This is a genomic window from Saccharopolyspora hirsuta, assembly GCF_008630535.1.
GTDB lineage: Bacteria > Actinomycetota > Actinomycetes > Mycobacteriales > Pseudonocardiaceae > Saccharopolyspora > Saccharopolyspora hirsuta.
On sequence record NZ_VWPH01000019.1, the window covers coordinates 124,702 to 142,304 of the forward strand.

The 17,603-nt window shown below is 70.3% G+C and carries 16 protein-coding genes; 11 read left to right on the forward strand and 5 right to left on the reverse strand.

Features of this window, described 5'->3' with window-relative positions; all coding sequences use genetic code 11:
* Positions 1-233 precede the first annotated feature (233 nt).
* A complete protein-coding gene (locus F1721_RS34650; protein ID WP_170301672.1) occupies positions 234-386 on the forward strand; it encodes a hypothetical protein in 153 nt (50 codons plus the stop codon).
* 5 nt (positions 387-391) lie between these two features.
* Here F1721_RS34650 and F1721_RS32080 read toward each other — a convergent pair whose 3' ends face one another.
* Entirely contained in the window at positions 392-1,732 is a 1,341-nt protein-coding gene (locus F1721_RS32080; protein WP_150070586.1) for a flavin monoamine oxidase family protein, read from the reverse strand.
* A 149-nt stretch (positions 1,733-1,881) separates the two neighbouring features.
* Here F1721_RS32080 and F1721_RS32085 point away from each other — a divergent pair, with 149 nt between their 5' ends.
* A complete protein-coding gene (locus F1721_RS32085; protein WP_150070587.1) occupies positions 1,882-2,283 on the forward strand; it encodes a cold-shock protein in 402 nt (133 codons plus the stop codon).
* A 49-nt stretch (positions 2,284-2,332) separates the two neighbouring features.
* Here the strand turns inward: F1721_RS32085 and F1721_RS34655 are convergent, their stop codons facing one another.
* The gene (locus F1721_RS34655; RefSeq protein ID WP_170301673.1) at positions 2,333-2,488 is read right to left on the reverse strand and encodes a hypothetical protein; all 156 of its coding nucleotides are present in this window, start codon (positions 2,486-2,488) and stop codon (positions 2,333-2,335) included.
* 199 nt (positions 2,489-2,687) lie between these two features.
* On the opposite strand from F1721_RS34655, the gene F1721_RS32090 reads away from it, so the two are divergent.
* The 7 genes from F1721_RS32090 (at position 2,688) to F1721_RS32120 (ending at position 11,939) form a co-directional block, all read left to right on the forward strand.
* On the forward strand, positions 2,688-2,894 hold the full coding sequence (locus tag F1721_RS32090; RefSeq protein WP_150070588.1) for a heavy-metal-associated domain-containing protein: 207 nt from the start codon (positions 2,688-2,690) through the stop codon (positions 2,892-2,894).
* A gap of 37 nt (positions 2,895-2,931) precedes the next feature.
* A complete protein-coding gene (locus F1721_RS32095) occupies positions 2,932-5,184 on the forward strand; it encodes a heavy metal translocating P-type ATPase (protein ID WP_150070589.1) in 2,253 nt (750 codons plus the stop codon).
* Positions 5,185-5,225: 41 nt separating this feature from the next.
* A complete protein-coding gene (locus F1721_RS32100; RefSeq protein WP_246155434.1) occupies positions 5,226-5,462 on the forward strand; it encodes a hypothetical protein in 237 nt (78 codons plus the stop codon).
* A 98-nt stretch (positions 5,463-5,560) separates the two neighbouring features.
* Positions 5,561-6,694 (forward strand): N-methyl-L-tryptophan oxidase, encoded by a 1,134-nt coding sequence (gene solA, locus F1721_RS32105; RefSeq protein WP_150070591.1) that lies wholly within the window; start codon positions 5,561-5,563, stop codon positions 6,692-6,694.
* 72 nt (positions 6,695-6,766) lie between these two features.
* Positions 6,767-7,186, forward strand: a complete 420-nt coding sequence (locus F1721_RS32110; RefSeq protein ID WP_150070592.1) for a CBS domain-containing protein — start codon at positions 6,767-6,769, stop codon at positions 7,184-7,186.
* A gap of 130 nt (positions 7,187-7,316) precedes the next feature.
* Positions 7,317-7,973 (forward strand): response regulator, encoded by a 657-nt coding sequence (locus F1721_RS32115; RefSeq protein WP_150070593.1) that lies wholly within the window; start codon positions 7,317-7,319, stop codon positions 7,971-7,973.
* Between the two features lie 24 nt (positions 7,974-7,997).
* A complete protein-coding gene (locus tag F1721_RS32120) occupies positions 7,998-11,939 on the forward strand; it encodes a HAMP domain-containing protein (protein ID WP_150070594.1) in 3,942 nt (1,313 codons plus the stop codon).
* Positions 11,940-11,946: 7 nt separating this feature from the next.
* Here F1721_RS32120 and F1721_RS35465 read toward each other — a convergent pair whose 3' ends face one another.
* Together F1721_RS35465 and F1721_RS32125 are read right to left on the reverse strand one after the other, a co-directional pair.
* Positions 11,947-12,078 carry a hypothetical protein gene (locus F1721_RS35465; protein WP_281288836.1) on the reverse strand — a complete coding sequence of 44 codons (132 nt, stop codon included), beginning with the start codon at positions 12,076-12,078 and terminating at the stop codon, positions 11,947-11,949.
* A gap of 162 nt (positions 12,079-12,240) precedes the next feature.
* Positions 12,241-13,809 (reverse strand): BCCT family transporter, encoded by a 1,569-nt coding sequence (locus F1721_RS32125; RefSeq protein WP_150070595.1) that lies wholly within the window; start codon positions 13,807-13,809, stop codon positions 12,241-12,243.
* Positions 13,810-14,242: 433 nt separating this feature from the next.
* Between F1721_RS32125 and F1721_RS32130 the strand changes: the two genes are divergently transcribed.
* Both F1721_RS32130 and F1721_RS32135 read left to right on the forward strand, forming a co-directional pair.
* Positions 14,243-15,424, forward strand: a complete 1,182-nt coding sequence (locus F1721_RS32130) for a four-carbon acid sugar kinase family protein (protein WP_170301674.1) — start codon at positions 14,243-14,245, stop codon at positions 15,422-15,424.
* 84 nt (positions 15,425-15,508) lie between these two features.
* Positions 15,509-16,291, forward strand: a complete 783-nt coding sequence (locus F1721_RS32135) for a DeoR/GlpR family DNA-binding transcription regulator (protein WP_246155435.1) — start codon at positions 15,509-15,511, stop codon at positions 16,289-16,291.
* Between the two features lie 755 nt (positions 16,292-17,046).
* Here the strand turns inward: F1721_RS32135 and F1721_RS32140 are convergent.
* Positions 17,047-17,603, reverse strand: a 557-nt coding sequence (locus F1721_RS32140; RefSeq protein ID WP_150070597.1) for an HNH endonuclease signature motif containing protein, incomplete at its 5' end; no start/stop codon positions are given.

Genomic DNA, 17,603 nt, shown 5'->3' on the forward strand with positions numbered 1-17,603 from the left:
CGATGTGCTCCAGCCAACGCCGGTCGGCGACGCGAGCGGGCTACCGCCCAGTGGTGACGGAACGCAGTCGAGTTGTTGCGCTCGGTGTGACATCGGGGCTGGTCCGGGGCTTTTCAGCCACCCGATCGTGCAAACCTGGCGCAGAGTGGCGAGGATCAGGGGTGAGCCGATGCGGAAGGACAGGAGCGGACATGGATGAGGTGACCAACCGTCGCCTGACGGAGGTGCGTTCGTTGGCCGAGGAACTCAACCCCGAGGACATCGAAGCCGAGATCGGCCGGGCGCGGGTCGAGGCGTACCAGGCGGGCATGCGGTTCGCCGCCGACTACGTCGAGCACGGGCCCACGCGTTCGGAACGCCCCAACATCCCGCTCCCGCGCGTGTGAGCCGGTCAGCCTCGGGGGCCGCGCAGGGCGTCCTGCACGGCCCTGGAGGCGCGCAGGCCGCTCTCGATCGCGCCGTCGATGAAGCCCGCCCAGCCGGTGGCGATGTCCGACCCGGCGAAGCGCACAGCCCCGTGCGGCTCCTGCAGCGCGGCCAGGTACCGGGTCAGCTGCTTCGGCCGCTGCATGGGCCAGGTCTCGCGGGAGAAGTCGTCGGTCATCCAGTCGTGGCCGCTGACGTCGAGCACCTCCAGGTCGTCGCGCCACGCCCGCAGCGCCCGGGCGACCCCGCCGACGTCGTCGGGGGCGAGATCGGCGGCGCGGGTGCCGAAGGCGACCAGCAGCGTGTCGCCCTCCACTGTGTACTCGGGCCGCACGAAGGTCAGGTCGTGGGTGTCGGGCGCGTAGGCGGTGAACGGCGGAACTTCGCCGCGCACCCGGATCCAGGTCTTCAGCCCCTGCGAGGCGGTGCGCTCGGCGCTGGCGGCCAGCTTGGCTGCCGGGAGCGCGGGCTGGAAGTCGATCGTGCCCAGCACGTTGAGCGGGAGCGTGCAGATCACCTGCCGGGCCCGGACTCCGGTGCCGTCGGCGGTGGTGACGGTCGCGCCGCCGGTGTCCTGCGAGACGCTCGCGACCACCGAGCCGAGGCGGAGCTCAGCGCCTCCGTCGGCGGCGATCGCCCCGGCCAGCGCGGCGGTGCCGTCGGTGAGCCGGTAACCCGAGGTGGCCTGGTGCAGCAGCTGCCAGTCGCCGGAGGCCGCGGCGCACCAGCGCATGGCCTGGGTGTACCCGGAGACCGCGGCCGGGCCGTTGAAGTGCTCGGCCCACACGCCCTCGGTCACCTCGCGCTCGGCGGGTTCCAGGTCGAGCCCGGCGAAGTAGTCGGCGACCGAGAGGTGGTCGACCTGGTCGAGGTCGGTCCGGTGCAGCGGCTCGTAGGGGAGCGGGAACCAGGTGCGGCTGTCCCGCGCCAGCTGGTCCATGCCGCGTGAGATCAGGGCGTCGAACTCCTCCGGGCTGCCGCGGTGCGCGCTGCCGCCGGAAATCCAGTGGACCGCCTGCGAACTCGGGCTCGGCTCGATGCGCTGGCCGTAGCGGGTGATCTCGCTCCAGACGTGCGGCTGCAACCAGTGCACCCAGGTGCCGCCCATCTCCAGCCGGCGGCCCAGGCGCTCGTCGGTCCAGGTCCGCCCGCCGATGCGGTCGCGGGCTTCGAGCACCACCACCGCGTGCCCGCGCAGGGCCAGCTCGCGGGCCGCGACGAGCCCGGCGAACCCGGCACCGATGACGACGACGTCGAAGGAGTCCATGCGCAGCTCCCCGCACTCCGGGATGGGTCGGTAGCGCATTCTGTTCGCCCGTCACCGGTGTCCGGATCCGCCGATCGAGCGGTATCTGGTCCTCTGTGGACTGATTGGCGCCGGCGCGGTGGCGGGCGGTACAATGCCGGTCCCCGCGAATGGGGTGCGGGGTTCGTGGTGAAAGTGGGAACTGGTTGATGGTTACGGGCAAGGTCGTTCGGTTCGACGAGATCCGCGGTTACGGTTTCGTGGCCCCCGAGGTGGGCGGCGAGGACGTGTTCATCCACGTCAACGACCTGACCTTCGACAAGCGGCTGGTCGCTCCGGGCGTGGTGGTGGAGTTCGACCTGGAGGAGAGCGACCGCGGTCCGAAGGCGTCCAACGTGCGGATCGTGCGGCAGGCCTCGGCGCAGGCCGGGGAGACCGCCGCTCAGCTGCCCGAGGAGGAGCTCTTCGACGTGCTCTCGGCGAAGGAGTTCCACGAGCTGATCACCGAGTCGCTGCTGAGCGCGTCGCCGACGATGACCGCCGAGCAGATCCTGCAGGTGCGCCAGAAGCTCACCCAGGTGGCCGTCCGGCACGGCTGGGTGGAGGCCTAGCCGGCACCCGCGCACCGGGCCTGCCGGTCGGCGCGGGTGCCGAGGCTGCTCAGTCCTCGTCCGGCTTGGCGTGGTCCGGCACCCCCGGGTGCGGGTCGCGGGACAGGTCGATCAGCGGGTGCACGGCGGCGCCTTCCGGCGCGGCGTGGCGGTGCTTGCCCGACTCGGCGTCGCCGGTCGTCGAGCGCTCGGATTCGGTGCTCAATGTCGTCCTCCGTGGACCGGTGGTGCGTCGCCGGTCGGCGATCGCAGATCGAGCTCAGCATGCCGACGGCGGTCCGCGCTCGCCGGACGCTCCGGTCGAGACCCGTGTCACACCCCGCGTGTTGACCCCCATACCCCCTAAGGGTATAAAGGGTGTCGAAATGCCCCTGGGGCGCGGCAGCGTGGAGAGGTGGACGCAGATGAGCGAGGCGACCTACACCGTGACCGGCATGACCTGCGAGCACTGCGTGCGGTCGGTGACCGAGGAGGTCGGCGAGATCGACGGCGTGACCGGTGTCCGGGTCGACCTGCCGACCGGGGCGGTCACCGTCACCAGCGACCAGGAGATCGGCGTCGACCAGGTGCGCGCCGCGGTGGAAGAGGCCGGGTACCAGCTGGCCTCGTGACCCGCGGCCGCTGCTCGGGAGGAAGTGACTGGCGGAGATGACCGACGTGCACGACCCGGCCCCGCTCGCCGGGGCGCAGGTCGAACTGGCGATCAGCGGGATGACCTGCGCTTCCTGCGCGGCGCGCATCGAGCGGAAGCTGAACAAGCTCGACGGCGTCGCGGCCACCGTGAACTACGCGACGGAGCGGGCGAAGGTCACCTGCCCGGACGGGCTCGACCCGCAGCGGCTGGTGGACACCGTCGAAGCCGCCGGGTACGGCGCCAGCCTGCCCGAGCCGGAAGCGGTCGAGGAGCCCGAGGACTCGGCGCGTTCGCTGGGGCGGCGGCTGGTGGTGTCGGCGGTGCTGTCAGTGCCGGTGATCGCGATGGCGATGGTCCCGGCGCTGCAGTTCGCCTACTGGCAGTGGCTCTCGCTGGTCCTGGCGTCCCCGGTGGTGCTGTGGGGTGCGCTGCCGTTCCACCGGGCTGCCTGGGCGAACCTGCGGCACGGCGCGGCCACCATGGACACGCTGGTGTCGATGGGAACCCTGGCGGCGTTCCTGTGGTCGCTGTACGCGCTGCTGTTCGGCACCGCCGGGGTGCCGGGCATGACGCACCCCTTCGAGCTGACGATCCAGCCGATGAGCGGCGACGGATCGATCTACCTCGAGGTCGCGGCGGGCGTGACGACGTTCATCCTGGCCGGGCGCTACTTCGAGGCGCGGTCCAAGCGCCGCGCCGGAGCGGCGCTGCGGGCGCTGCTGGAACTGGGCGCCAAGGACGTCGCGGTGCTCCGGGACGGTCGTGAAGTGCGGATCCCGGTCGGCCAGCTGGCGGTCGGGGACCTGTTCGTGGCCCGCCCCGGCGAGAAGATCGCCACCGACGGCGTGGTCGACGAGGGCAGCTCGGCGGTCGACGCGAGCATGCTGACCGGCGAGTCGGTGCCGGTGGAGGTCGGACCCGGCGACAGCGTCGTCGGGGCGACGGTCAACGCCGGTGGCCGCCTGGTAGTGCGGGCCACGCGGGTCGGGTCGGACACCCAGCTGGCGCAGATGGCCAAGCTGGTCGAGGACGCCCAGACCGGCAAGGCCGAGATCCAGCGGCTGGCCGACCGCGTTTCCGCGGTCTTCGTGCCCGTCGTGATCGCACTCGCGGTCGCGACCCTCGGCTTCTGGCTGGTCTCGGGCGGCGGTGCAGCGGCGGCGTTCACCGCGGCGGTGGCGGTGCTGATCATCGCCTGCCCGTGCGCGCTGGGACTGGCCACGCCGACCGCGCTGCTGGTGGGCACCGGGCGCGGCGCCCAGCTGGGCATCCTGATCAAGGGCCCCGAAGTGCTGGAATCCACCCGCCGCATCGACACCGTCGTGCTGGACAAGACCGGCACCGTCACGACCGGGCAGATGGCCCTGGTCGGGGTGCGCGCGGCCGACGGCGCCGACGACGCGGAAGTGCTGCGGGTGGCCGGTGCGCTGGAGCACGCCTCCGAGCACCCGATCGCCCGGGCCATCGCCCGCGGCGCGCAGGAGCAGGTCGGCGAGCTGCCAGCCGTCGAGGGCTTCACCAACGTGGAGGGGCTCGGCGTGCGGGGCACCGTCGACGGACGTGCGGTGCTCGTCGGGCGCTCGGCGTTGCTGGACGAGCTGCACCTGCCCGGAGAACTGGCCGAGGCCAAGGCGTCGGCCGAGGAGGGCGGCAAGACCGCGGTCGTCGTCGCCTGGGACGGGCAGGTCCGCGGGGTCCTGGTGGTGGCCGACACCATCAAACCCACTTCGGCCGAAGCCGTCGCCCAGCTGCGCGAGCTGGGGCTCACGCCGGTCCTGCTCACCGGCGACAACCAGTCCGTGGCCCGGTCGGTGGCCGCCGAGGTCGGCATCGACGAGGTCATCGCCGAGGTCCTGCCGCAGGACAAGGTCGACGTCGTCAAGCGGCTGCAGGCCGAGGGCAAGGTGGTGGCCATGGTCGGCGACGGCGTGAACGACGCCGCCGCGCTCGCCCAGGCCGACCTCGGGCTGGCGATGGGCACCGGCACCGACGTCGCCATCGAGGCCAGCGACCTGACCCTGGTCCGCGGCGACCTGCGCGCCGCGGCCGACGCCATCCGGCTCTCCCGCCGCACCCTGCGCACCATCAAGGGCAACCTGTTCTGGGCCTTCGCCTACAACGTCGCCGCGCTCCCGCTGGCCGCCGCCGGGCTGCTCAACCCCATGATCGCCGGGGCGGCGATGGCCTTCAGCTCCGTCTTCGTCGTCACCAACAGCCTCCGGCTGCGGACCTTCCGCAGCGCGGTCGCCAGCGCGCCGCTGAAGTAGCGGCAGGTGCCCCGGCGGGCCGATTGGGTTACAACAGGGGCATGGCGGAGTTCAACGCGTCCGACCTGGAGCCGGGCCAGATCGAGTCCAAGGACAACGGCGAGCGGCTGGGCCGCTCCGCCGGTGGGCGCCTGGTGCAGCTGCGCCGCCGGATCTCCGAACCGGGGTTCGTGGTCACCGTCGACGCCGAGGCGAGCGCGGACGTGCCGACCGAACTGCTGACCCAGGAGTGGGCGGCGGCCAACGCCGCCTTCGACCGGTTCATGCGCGAGTTCTGACTGTTCTGTCCACAAAGGATTCGATCGGCTCCTTGCCTCCCTCCCGCCCCTCGGGTAACAGTGGTGCGCCAGCTGTGATCGGGATTGGGGCGCGGGACATGACAGCAGCGGAACTGGACGCCCGAGTCGGCATCGTCGGCACCGGCACCATGGGCAGCATGCTCGCCTGGCAGCTCGCGCGACGCGGCGTGCAGGTGCTGGCGTTCGAGCAGTTCTCACCGGGGCACGACCGAGGAGCCGTCGGCGGCGAAACCCGGCTGTTCCGGCTGGCCTACGCCGAAGGGCAGCAGTACGTTCCGCTGCTGCGGGACTCCCTGCGGCTGTGGCGGGAACTGGAGGACGAGGCCAGCACCAACATCCTGACGCAGTGCGGGGGACTGTCGATCGGCGACCCCGATGGCGACTACATCGCCGGGCTGCTCGCCAGCGCGCGGGACACCGCGGTTCCGGTCGAAGTCCTGTCCACCGCTGAAGTCGCCGAGCGCTACCCGCAGCACGGACTCCACGACGGTGAGGTCGCGGTGCTCGACGAGCAGGCCGGTTACCTTCGCTGCGAGCAGGCGGTGCTCAGCGCCGCGCGCGTCGCCGAACGCGCCGGGGCCGAGGTGCTGCGCCACACCGAGGTCACCGAACTCGTCGAGGGCGACGACAGCGTTCTGGTGCGCACCGCCGACGGATCGTCATATCGGGTCGCGCAGGTGGTGGTGGCCGCCGGTTCGTGGGCCGCCCGCTTCCTGCCGCCGCAACTGGCCAGCGCGGTCGAGTCGCGCCGGGTGCTGCTCACCTGGTTCGGCACCGACGACATCGACTCCTACCGTTCCGACCGGTTCCCGATCTTCATCCACCACCGCGACGGCCAGCACGTCTACGGCACGCCCACGGTGGACGACGTGATGGTCAAGGTCGCCGGTGCGGTCACCGCGCACCCCGTGCCCGCGCCGGAAGCCGTCGAACGGCGGCACAGCGCGGCCGAAATTCGCCAGATCTCCGACGCGGTGGGGAAATTCCTGCCCGGCCTGCACCCGGAGCCGATCCGCACCGACGCCTTCACCGACCTCTACACCGCCGACGAGCGCCCGCTCGTCGGGCGCGTCGGAAACCGCATCGCGGTCACCACCGGGCACTCCGGGCGCGGCTTCAAGTACGCCCCCGGCGTCGCCGCCGCAGTGGCGGACGTGCTGTCCGGAACCGCCGACCCGCGCTGGGAGTTCATGTCGCCGGACCGGTTCTGACCACCTCGTTTCGGCCCCCGGCGGTGCGGGGTATTGCGAGGACAACCAGCACCGCTGTCGAAAGGACCAGCCATGACCACGGCGCGCGACATCATGCATGCAGGGGCCAAGTGCATCAACGAGGACGACAGCTTGTACACGGCCGCGCAGATGATGCGCGACCTCGAGGTCGGTTCGCTGCCGATCTGCGGGCGGGACAACCGGCTGCACGGCATCATCACCGACCGCGACATCGTGCTGCGCTGCTGCGCCGAAGGCCGTGACCCGGCCGAGGTGAAGGCCGGTGAGCTCGCCCAGGGAAAGCCGTACTGGGTCGACGCCGGATCCGACGTGAGCAAGGTGCTGTCCATGATGGAGCAGCACCAGATCCGCCGGGTGCCGGTGATCGCCGAGCACCAGCTGGTCGGCATGATCAGCGAAGCCGACCTGGCCCGCCACCTCACCGACGAGCAGCTGGCGCACTTCGTGGAAAGCGTCTACGCGGCCAGATGAGCGCTCCCGCCGGCACCCGGCTCCCGCCGCCGGGTGCTGAGCGCTGCGCTCCGGGAAGCGGCCGCCCGGCGCGCTATCTATGCTGGTCAGTGCCCTCCCTGAGGAGCCAGGGGCGAAGGGGGCGGAGCGGATGACGACACGGGTGTTCGTGGTCGACGACCACGACGTGATCCGCCGCGGGATCGCTGCGCTGATCGGTGCCGAGGAGGACCTGGAACTGGTCGGCGAGGCCGCCGGCGTCGCCGAAGCACTGGCCTGGGTGCCCAAAGCCGACCCGCACGTCGCGGTGCTGGACGTGCGGCTCCCCGACGGCAACGGCGTGGAGCTGTGCCGGGAACTTCAGTCGCAGCTGCCCGGGCTGCGCTGCCTGATGCTGACGTCCTTCGACGACCACGACGCGCTGATGGACGCGATCATGGCCGGTGCGGCCGGTTTCGTGCTCAAGGGCGTGGTCAGCCAGGAGCTCATCAGCGCCATCCGCACCGCCGGGGCCGGGCGGTCGCTGCTGAGCCAGCAGAAGACCGAGGCGATGCTGACCTGGCTGCGCAGGGAGCAGGAGGAGGCCGATCCGCTGCGGGTGCTGACCGCGCGCGAACGGCAGGTGCTGGAGCTGATCGGTGAAGGGCTCACCAACCGCGAGATCGCCAAGCGCATGTTCCTCGCCGAGAAGACCATCAAGAACTACGTGTCCCAGATGCTGGCCAAGCTGGCCATGCGGCACCGCAGCGAAGCGGCCGTGCTGGCCACCGAACTGCGACTCGACCGGGACTCGCGCAACAAGCGCTGAGCAGGGTGCGGCGGGGAGGCCGTCATGTCGTCACGACCGCCGGACGTCGCGGCCGCGGAACTGGTGGCTGCGCCGCGGGTGAGCGAAGACGCGATGCTGACCAGGCTCGCGATGGCCCTGAGGGAACTGCGGGACGGCAACTTCCGGCGCCGCCTGGTGCCCTCCGGCGGCGGCCTGGTCTCCGAGATCGCCACCGTGTTCAACGAACTGGCCGAGCGGAACCAGCTGCTGGTCGGCGAACTGCAGCGGGTCAGCGCCGCCGCCGAACGCGGCGATTGGCCCATCGAACTCGTCGACTTCGACGGCGCCGGGCAGGGCGGTTGGGCGGCTGCGGGGAACGCGGTCAACGGCATGCTGCGCAGCCTGCTGGCACCGGTGGCCGAGCTCAACCGCGTGCTGGACGCGCTCACCCGCGGCGACCTCACCCAGCGGATGCCGCGCCGCGAGTCCGACGGGCAGCTGCCCGGCGAGATGGCCGGGCTGAGCACCGCGGTCAACCAGATGCTCGACCAGCTCTCGCTGTTCGCCCAGGAGATCACCCGCGTGGCGCGGGAGATCGGCACCGAGGGCAAGCTCGGCGGCCAGGCCGAGGTGCCCGGGCTGATGGGCACCTGGCGGGACCTGGCCGACGCGGTCAACGGCATGGCCGCCGACCTCACCGGGCAGCTGCGCGACATCTCCCACGTCGCCAAGGCCGTCGCGGCCGGTGACCTCAGCCGCAAGATCACCGTCGAGGTCTCCGGCGAGACGCGGGAGCTGAAGGAGACCATCAACTCGATGGTCGACCAGCTGTCCGCCTTCGCCGACGAGGTCACCCGGCTGGCCCGCGAAGTGGCCAACGAGGGGCGGCTGGGCGGCCAGGCGGAGGTGCCCGGAGCGGCCGGGACCTGGCGCGGCCTGACCGACTCGGTCAACTTCATGGCCCGCAACCTGACCAACCAGGTGCGCAGCATCGCCCAGGTGGCCACCGCGGTGGCGCGCGGCGACCTGTCGAAGAAGATCGACGTCGACGCGCGCGGCGAGATCCTGGAGCTGAAGAACACGATCAACACGATGGTCGACCAGTTGTCCGCCTTCGCCGACGAGGTCACCCGGGTGGCCCGCGAGGTGGGCACCGAGGGCAAGCTCGGCGGGCAGGCCCGGGTGCACGGGGTGGCCGGTACCTGGAAGGACCTGACCGACAACGTCAACATCATGGCCGACAACCTGACCAGCCAGGTGCGCAGCATCGCCCAGGTGGCCACCGCGGTCGCCGGGGGAGACCTGTCGAAGAAGATCACCGTGGAGGCAAAGGGCGAGGTCGCCGCGCTGGCCGAGACCATCAACGGGATGGTCGAGACGCTGCGCGCGTTCGCCGAGCAGGTCACCCTCGTGGCCCGCGAGGTCGGCACCGAGGGCAGCCTCGGCGGCCAGGCCAGGGTGCCCAACGTCGCCGGTACCTGGAAGGACCTGACCGACAACGTCAACATCATGGCTCGCAACCTGACCAACCAGGTGCGCAACATCGCCCAGGTGACCACCGCGGTCGCGCGCGGCGACCTGTCGAAGAAGATCGACGTCGACGCCCGCGGCGAGATCCTCGAGCTCAAGACCACCATCAACACGATGGTCGACCAGCTGTCCGCCTTCGCCTCCGAAGTCACCCGGGTGGCCCGCGAGGTCGGCACCGAGGGCAAGCTCGGCGGCCAGGCCGAGGTCGCCGACGTCTCCGGCACCTGGCGGCGGCTCACCGAGAGCGTCAACCGGCTCGCCGGCAACCTCACCACCCAGGTCCGCGCCATCGCGCAGGTGGCCACCGCGGTCACCGAAGGCGATCTGACCAGGCAGATCACCGTGGACGCCTCCGGCGAGGTCGCCGAGCTCAAGGACAACATCAACGCCATGATCAACAACCTGAAGGAGACCACCCGGGCCAACCAGGAGCAGGACTGGCTCAAGACCAACCTGGCCCGGATGTCGGCGCTGATGCAGGGCCAGCACGACCTGGACGCGCTCGCGCAGCTGATCATGAGCGAGCTGGCACCGCTGGTCTCGGCGCAGTACGGCGCGTTCTTCCTGCGCCGGGCCGGGGAGGACGGGCGCGCCGTTCTGGAGCGCACCGCCTGCTACGGCCGCCCACCCGGCAACGGCCGGGCGCTGCGCTTCGAACTGGGCGAATCGCTCGTCGGGCAGGTGGCGGTCGACCGCAAGTCGATCGTGGTGAACAACGCACCGCCCGGCCACATCCGGATCGGCACCGGGCTCGGCGAGATGACCCCGACGAACGTGGCGGTCGTGCCGGTGCTGTTCGAAGGCGAGGTCCTCGCGGTCATCGAACTCGCCTCGGTCACCGAGTTCACCCCGGCCCACCTGGACCTGCTGGAGCAGTTGAAGGAGACCATCGGCGTCGACGTCAACACCATCGTGGTCAACTCGCGCACCGAGTCGCTGCTGGACGAGTCCCAGCACCTCGCCAAGGAACTGCAGGCCCGCTCCGAGCAGCTGCAGCAGCAGCAGACCGAGCTCCAGCGCTCCAACACCGAACTGGAGGAGAAGGCCGCGCTGCTGGCCAGCCGCAACCGCGACATCGAGCTCAAGAACATCGAGATCGAGCAGGCCCGGCAGGAACTCGAGGAGCGGGCCCGGCAGCTCTCCCAGGCCTCGGCCTACAAGTCGGAGTTCCTGGCCAACATGTCCCACGAGCTGCGGACCCCGCTCAACAGCGTGCTGATCCTGGCCAAGCTGCTGGCCGACAACATGGAGGGGAACCTGACCCCGCAGCAGATCGACCTGGCCAAGACCGTGCACCAGGCCGGCACCGACCTGCTGCAGCTGATCAACGACGTGCTCGACCTGTCCAAAGTGGAAGCCGGGCAGATGCACCTGCTGCTGGAGGACGTGGAGCTGGCCGACCTGGCCGCGCACGTCGAGTCGCTGTACCGGCCGCTGGCGGCGGACAAGGGGCTGGACTTCGACGTCGTCGTGGCCCCCTCGGTGCCGCCGACCGTGCGCACCGACCGCAACCGGCTCGAGCAGATCGTCCGCAACCTGCTGTCCAACGCCGTCAAGTTCACCGACAAGGGCCGGGTCGAGCTGCAGGTCCGCCCGGCCCAGCCCACCGAGGTCACCACGCAGGGCCTGCGGCGCGCCGACCAGCGGCTGGCGTTCTCGGTCCGCGACACCGGCATCGGCATCCCGGCCGACAAGCTGAGCCTGATCTTCGAGGCGTTCCAGCAGGTGGACGGCACCACGGTCCGCAAATACGGCGGCACCGGACTGGGCCTGTCGATCAGCCGCGAGCTGACCGCGCTGCTCGGCGGGGAGCTGCAGGTGCGCAGCGAACCCGGCCAGGGCAGCACCTTCACGCTCTACCTGCCGGTGGAGACCAAGTCCGCGGTGGCTGTGGAGCCGGAGCGCGGGGTCGCCCGCACCCACCCGCCGAGCGAGGCGGAGAGCAGCCTGGACGTGTCCGCGGAGGGGATCGATCCGCCGATGCGCCCCACCGAGCTGATCCGGCAGGAGGGCCACCAGCACCTGCGGGCCGCCGACGAGCCCGAGGAGCACACGTCACTGCGGTTCAACGGTGAGAAGGTGCTGGTGGTCGACGACGACTTCCGCAGCGTGCAGGCGATCAAGACGCTCCTGGAGCAGCACGGCCTGCAGGTGGTGCACGCCGACAACGCGGTGGCCGGGCTCAGCGCGCTGCAGCAGCACGGGGACGTCGCGATCGTGCTGATGGACGTGATGATGCCCGAGATGGACGGCAACGCCACGATCCGGATCATCCGGGAGATGCCGCGCTACCGGGACCTGGCGATCATCGCGGTCACCGCGAAGGCGATGAAGGGCGACCGGGAGCAGAGCATCGCGGCCGGTGCCACCGAGTGCATGACCAAGCCCGTCGACGTGAACAAGCTGCTGGAGCTGCTCTCCGAGCACCTGCCTGCCAGTCGCGTCGCCGACGAGGAGCCGCCCGAGCCCGGGTGAGGGGCGCTCAGTCGACCTGCTCGGGCTCCTCGCAGGGGGCGGTGGGCAGCTCCGCGAGCTGCTCGCGGAACCGCTGCGCCCACGCGAGGTCGCGCGCGAAGGTCGCGTCGAAGTGGTCGATGCCGTGCGGCTCAGCCATGGCGGCTCCCAACGTCGATTGCTCGCAGGCTGTATCCGAACACGATAACCGCAGGTGGAAGGGGGTGGCGCTGCACCGTCGAGCACGGGCGGGGCTGCCGTGAACCACTGCGCCGGGTGGGGCGGTTGCGCACCCCACCCGGCCCGCAGAAGTCGGCGGAAATCACATTTTCGGGTCCTTCGACCCTGTTGCGGCCAGCTCCGGCTCGACCTCCGGGGAGAACAGCGGATCCTGCTGCAACTCCCGCCACAACGACACCGCCAGCGCGATCATCACCAGCACGAACGGTGCCGCCGTGACGATCACCGTGTTCTGCAGGGCGTCCAACCCGCCTGCGATCAGCAGGACGATCGCGGTCACCCCGGTGAGCGCGCCCCACAAGGTCAGCACCGACGTCCGGGGCCGGGCCGCGCCGTCGGAGGACAGCATGCTCAGCACGAAGGTGTTGGCGTCGGCGCCGGAGACGAAGAACAGCAGCACCAGCGCCATCGCGATCACCGACGTCACCGTCGGCCACGGCAGCGTCTCCAGCATGGCGAAGATCGCGTTGTTGGAGTCCTCCGCCGCGGCCTGCGCGATGTGCCCGCCGCGAAACGCGTCGTGGAAGATCGCCGACCCGCCGAAGGCGGTGAACCAGAGGAAGAACACCGCGCTGGGCACCCCGAGCACCGCCAGCACGAACTCCCGGATGGTGCGCCCCTTGGAGATGCGGGCCAGGAACACCCCGACGAAGGCGCCCCACGAGATCCACCAGGCGAGCATGAAGTAGGTCCAGCTCTGCATCCAGCCCAGCTCGCCGAAGGTCCCGGTGCGCAGGCTCATCGGGATGAAGTCGCCGAAGTACTGGCCCAGCGACTCCGCCAGGAGGTTGAACACGAACCCGGTCGGCCCGAGCACCAGCACGAAGCCGAACAGCACCACGGTCAGGCCCATGCTCGTCTCGCTGAGGAAGCGGATGCCCTTGTGCAGGCCGGTGATCGCGGAGATCGTGAACAGCAGCGTGACCACCGCGATGATCACGACCTGGGTGCCGGTGCCGCCGGACGCGCCGAACACCCGGGCCAGGCCGCCGTTGATCTGCAGCGCGCCCAGGCCGAGCGACGTGGTCGTGCCGAACAGCGTCGCGAAGATCGCCAGCACGTCGATGGCCTTGCCGAGCGGGCCCTCGACGCGGTCGCCCAGCAGCGGCCGCAGCATCGGGCTGATCAGGCCCTTGCGCCCCTTGCGGTGGGTCGAGTAGCCGAGCGCGATGCCGAACACCGCGAAGATCGCCCAGGCGTGCAGGCCCCAGTCGAAGAAGGAGTACTGCATCGCCACCACGGCGGCGTGCTTGGTGCCCGGCGGGGCCAGGTCGTGCGGCGGGTCGGCGAAGTGCGCGATGGGTTCGGACACGCCGTAGGAGACCAGGCCGATGCCCATCACGGCGGCCAGGATCATCGCCAGCCAGCTGATCGTGCTGAACTCCGGGCGGTCGTCGTCCGCGCCCAGCCGGATGCGCCCGAAGCGGCTGAACGCCAGCAGCGCCAGGAAGCCGAGCATGGCCAGGCTCGCCCCCAGGTACACCCAGCCGAAGGAGCCGGTGATCCAGTTCAGCGCTGCTTTGGTGACGGTGTCGAGGCTGTCGGTGAACAGGGTGGCCCACAGCACGAACAGCGCGCACAGCGCCACCGACGTGTAGAAGACCGAGCCCAGCCGGTCGGGCGGGGACGATGGTGAGTTGGCTTGCGCCATGAATGGAACTCCAGTGGAAGCTGGGCTCCCTGCTCCGGGCGCGCGCAGTCGGCGCGCGGCGTCCGAACAGGAAGGACAGGGCGGTGCGCCGCGGGACCGGGAGGCGTGGTGCACGTCCACGGCGGGCGCAGTTGGGGACTGGTGGAAGCTCTTCCTGTCGGCTATCGCGGCCGGAGGTTCGGCGGAACCTCGAACTGGGCGGGTGGGCAGGTGCCGCGCTGGAAAGGCCCACCGCCGAGTGCGACAGCCTACCGCAACCGTTCGGAGGTCCTGGCCAGCCCCGATTCCGTTGCGTGTTCCGAACGCTGGAATGCGCAGTATTGCGCGAATCGCGCAAGCGTGTCTATGGTGATCCCGTTGCCGCGGTGGGGGAGTGGCGGGTGGCCGAATTGGGCTGTGGCGAACAGAAAAGCAGGTGACCATGGGATCGCGAGTGCTGGTTGTGGCGGACGACCTCAGTGGTGCCGGTGACTCCGGTGTTCCCTTCGCGTTGCGCGAAATGCGCACGCTGCTGGCGCTGGACGATGCCGGGGACGCCGAGGTCTTCGTTGCCGACACGGACAGCAGGCACGTGGCTCCCGAACAGGCGGCGGAGCGGGTGGCTGCGGCCTTGCGCGGCCACGCCGACGGGCGGGTGGTGTTCAAGAAGATCGACTCGACGCTGCGCGGCAACCTGGCGGCCGAGATCGGCGCGATCGTGGCGCACGCCGATGGTGCGGGAGTGCTGGTGTGCCCGGCGTCCCCGGCGACGGGGCGAACCGTTCTCGGCGGTGTCGTCCACATCGACGGAATCCCGCTGCACCACACCGAGGCATGGGCGGCGGAACCGGCCGAGCCCCCGGTGGACATCGCCTCAGCGCTCAAGCCGCTTTCGGTGAAGCACGTGGCACTCGCCTCGGTTCGAGGCGACGCCGCGGCGTTGCGAGCCCGCCTGGCCGAGCTGCTCGCCGAAGTCGACGTCGTGGTCTGCGACGCGGTGGCGGAAAGCGACCTGCGGGCGGTCGCGGCCGCCGGCATGGTAGCCCCGAACCAGCCCTGCTGGGTGGGTTCGGCGGGCCTGGCCGACGCACTGGCCGAGCAGCTGCGACCGGGGCGGGAGGTGGAACCGCCGCCACCGGTCAACGGCCACGCGCTCGCCGTGGTCGGCAGCGCCAACGGGGTCTCCCGCGAGCAGGCGGAGTTCCTGGCCGAGCACTTCCCGCACACCCGTCGGTTATCGGTGCGGAACCTGCTCGATGCCAACGCCGCGGCGCTAGCGCGAATGTCCGAACAGGTCCGCGACGCCCTGGAGACGGGCGACGTCGTGGTCACCCTGGACGGCCCGGTGGACGTCAGCGTCGCCCGCCGACTGAACACCGCGCTCGCCGAGGTGTGCGCCCCCGCCACCAGCGGTGCGGCACTGCTGGTGCTCACCGGCGGCGAAACCGCCAGAGCGGTGCTGAGCCGACGCGGAGTCACCGGACTGCGGTTGCTGAACGAACTCGAACCAGGTGTGGTGCTGGCGCGCACCGAACCGCAGCCGGGATACGTGATCACCAAGGCCGGTGGCTTCGGCACGCCGGAGACGTTGCACCGGGCGGTCACCGCGGCCCGTTCCAGGAGGGATGCCTGGTGAGCCGGGGTGTCCGCGGAAGAAGCGGTGACCGATGCGGCCGACGGGTCCCCACCGCACGCCATTCCTGAGGCGGGAGGTGCCGAGGTGAGCACGGATACCGGGCAGCGGATGACCGCCGGACAGCGTCGTGCCCTGATAGAGCGGCTGGTCGCCGAACGCGGCGCGGTGCAGGTGGAGGAGCTTGCGGACTCCTTGGCGGTCACCCAGTCGACGATTCGTCGAGACCTCTCGCTGCTGACGGAGCAGGGCAAGCTGGCCCGCACCTACGGAGGTGCGATGCCCGCCACCACGCCCGAGCAGTCCCTCGGCCAGCGCACCACGCTCGCAACAGCGGAGAAGGATCGAATAGCGAGGTGGGCGGCGGAGCAGGTCGGTGCGGCTGAGACGGTGATCCTGGATGCCGGAACGACCACCGGGCGCCTCGCCCACCACCTCCGGGACCGCGCGGGCCTGACGGTGATCACCAACGGCATCACCACGCTGACCGAGCTCGCCGATGCCGACGCCGTGCGGCTGATTGCCTTGGCGGGCGAAGTTCGCCACATCAGCCAGGGTTTCGTGGGGCCGTTGGCCGAACTCACCCTCTCCCGGCTCACTGCGGACAAGGCGTTCCTCGGTGCTGACGGGTTGGATCCTCGTCTCGGCATCTGCGAGGCCAGCCTGTGTCAGACCCGGCTGAAGGAGCAGATGATGGTTCAGTCGCGGGAACTGTTCGTGCTGGCCGACAGCAGCAAGCTCGGCGTTGCGCCGTTCAACGCTTGGGCACCCTTGCCGCCTCACTGGACCCTCGTGACTGACCTCGGCGCTACGGAGGAGGCACTTGCTCCGTTTCGTGCTCTTTCTGGTGTTGATGTTGTCGTCGTCTGAGGCTGGTTTGCCGGTATTTCGGACTGTTGGCGGCTCATGCATCTGTCCAGTTTGGAGCCCTTGCTCGGCCGTCCGTCGGTGGTCGGTTTTTGTTTCCGCTGTTGGGTTTTCAAGGTGCTTGACGCTGGTGTCGGTTGTGTCGTTGGGTGGGGTCATCCCCGTGTTTGATGGGATTGTGGGGGCTGTGGTCCGGATGTCAAGCCCGGCCTGGCGGCCGCCCCTGCGGGGTTTCAGGCTTGACATCCAGCCCACAGCCCCGGTTTTGGCTTGATGTCACGGGGATGACCCGGTGTGGGACGGACCCCGGTGTGGTGAGGCTGCGTGGCGGTTGGCGGGGGGCCGGGACCGTGCGGAGGTTGTGTCGTGCGGTGTTCGGTGTCATCGGTGGGTTCCTTTGTGGGTTGATGTGGGGTTGCGGGGTTTCTGTCGTGTGGTGGTGGGCTGCTGGGGTGTTGGTGGTGGATAGGGGTCGCCTGGCGGCGTGGGGTTGATTTCTGTTGTCTGGGTCTGGTGGGGGGTTGCTGGTTGGTTGTGTGTGGGGGTGTGTTGTTTGGCGGTCGCGGGATTCGTTGTCGTTTGGTCGTGTGAGGCGGGGTAGTGGGTGGCTCGTATGTGATGGTGTCTGGCGGTGGTGGGTTTCTCGTTGGTGTGCCGGTGGTGTGTGGTGATCCGTTGTGTGACGTGACGTAGGGCGATGTCTGATGTCGTGCGGCGTGTGGGCAGGGTGGGGTGCCCCACCTCGGGGTGGGGTGGGGTTATGGGGTGTCCTCCGGTGGGCGTGGTGTGGGGATGAGCCGGTGGAGGGCGTGTTGGTGTGCGGCGGGTTGTGCTGTTCCGCCGGGCCGGGGTGTGCGTGTCGGGTCCACCCGCTCGGGCGGGGTGAATAGTGGCCTTCCCCTGTGCAAGGCGATCCGCCAGTGTTGGTTGTGGATGGTGCGGTGGTGGTGGGCGCAGAGCATGACCATGTTGTGCAGTGCGGTGGGGCCGCCGTCGATCCAGTGCTGGATGTGGTGTGCCTGCGGGGTTCCCGGCGGGTGGTCGCAGCCGGGGAACGCGCATGCTCCGTCGCGGGCCAGCAGTGCTGCCCGAAGGTAGGCCGGGGCGGTGCGCTGGCTGGCACCCACATCCAGGGGGAGGCTGTCGCCGCCCAGCACGATGGGGAGCACGTCGCAGTCGCAGGCGATGCGGCGAATGGTCTGCGGGCTGAGGTACTGGCCGGTGCCGTCCAGCATGCCCGCACCACCGGGGGCGGTGGTGTGGGCGGCTTGAACCTGCTGCTGGAGGTCGTTGTAGTCGATGGTGACCGTGAGGT

Excerpts from the sequence above, each read along its gene's own strand:
- F1721_RS32080 (WP_150070586.1), bottom strand. The coding sequence starts at position 1,732 with ATGCGCTACCGACCCATCCCGGAGTGCGGGGAGCTGCGCATGGACTCC.
- F1721_RS32085 (WP_150070587.1), top strand. The coding sequence starts at position 1,882 with ATGGTTACGGGCAAGGTCGTTCGGTTCGACGAGATCCGCGGTTACGGT.
- F1721_RS32090 (WP_150070588.1), top strand. The coding sequence starts at position 2,688 with ATGAGCGAGGCGACCTACACCGTGACCGGCATGACCTGCGAGCACTGC.
- F1721_RS32095 (WP_150070589.1), top strand. The coding sequence starts at position 2,932 with ATGACCGACGTGCACGACCCGGCCCCGCTCGCCGGGGCGCAGGTCGAA.
- F1721_RS32100 (WP_246155434.1), top strand. The coding sequence starts at position 5,226 with ATGGCGGAGTTCAACGCGTCCGACCTGGAGCCGGGCCAGATCGAGTCC.
- solA (WP_150070591.1), top strand. The coding sequence starts at position 5,561 with ATGACAGCAGCGGAACTGGACGCCCGAGTCGGCATCGTCGGCACCGGC.
- F1721_RS32110 (WP_150070592.1), top strand. The coding sequence starts at position 6,767 with ATGACCACGGCGCGCGACATCATGCATGCAGGGGCCAAGTGCATCAAC.
- F1721_RS32115 (WP_150070593.1), top strand. The coding sequence starts at position 7,317 with ATGACGACACGGGTGTTCGTGGTCGACGACCACGACGTGATCCGCCGC.
- F1721_RS32120 (WP_150070594.1), top strand. The coding sequence starts at position 7,998 with ATGTCGTCACGACCGCCGGACGTCGCGGCCGCGGAACTGGTGGCTGCG.
- F1721_RS35465 (WP_281288836.1), bottom strand. The coding sequence starts at position 12,078 with ATGGCTGAGCCGCACGGCATCGACCACTTCGACGCGACCTTCGCGCGC.
- F1721_RS32125 (WP_150070595.1), bottom strand. The coding sequence starts at position 13,809 with ATGGCGCAAGCCAACTCACCATCGTCCCCGCCCGACCGGCTGGGCTCG.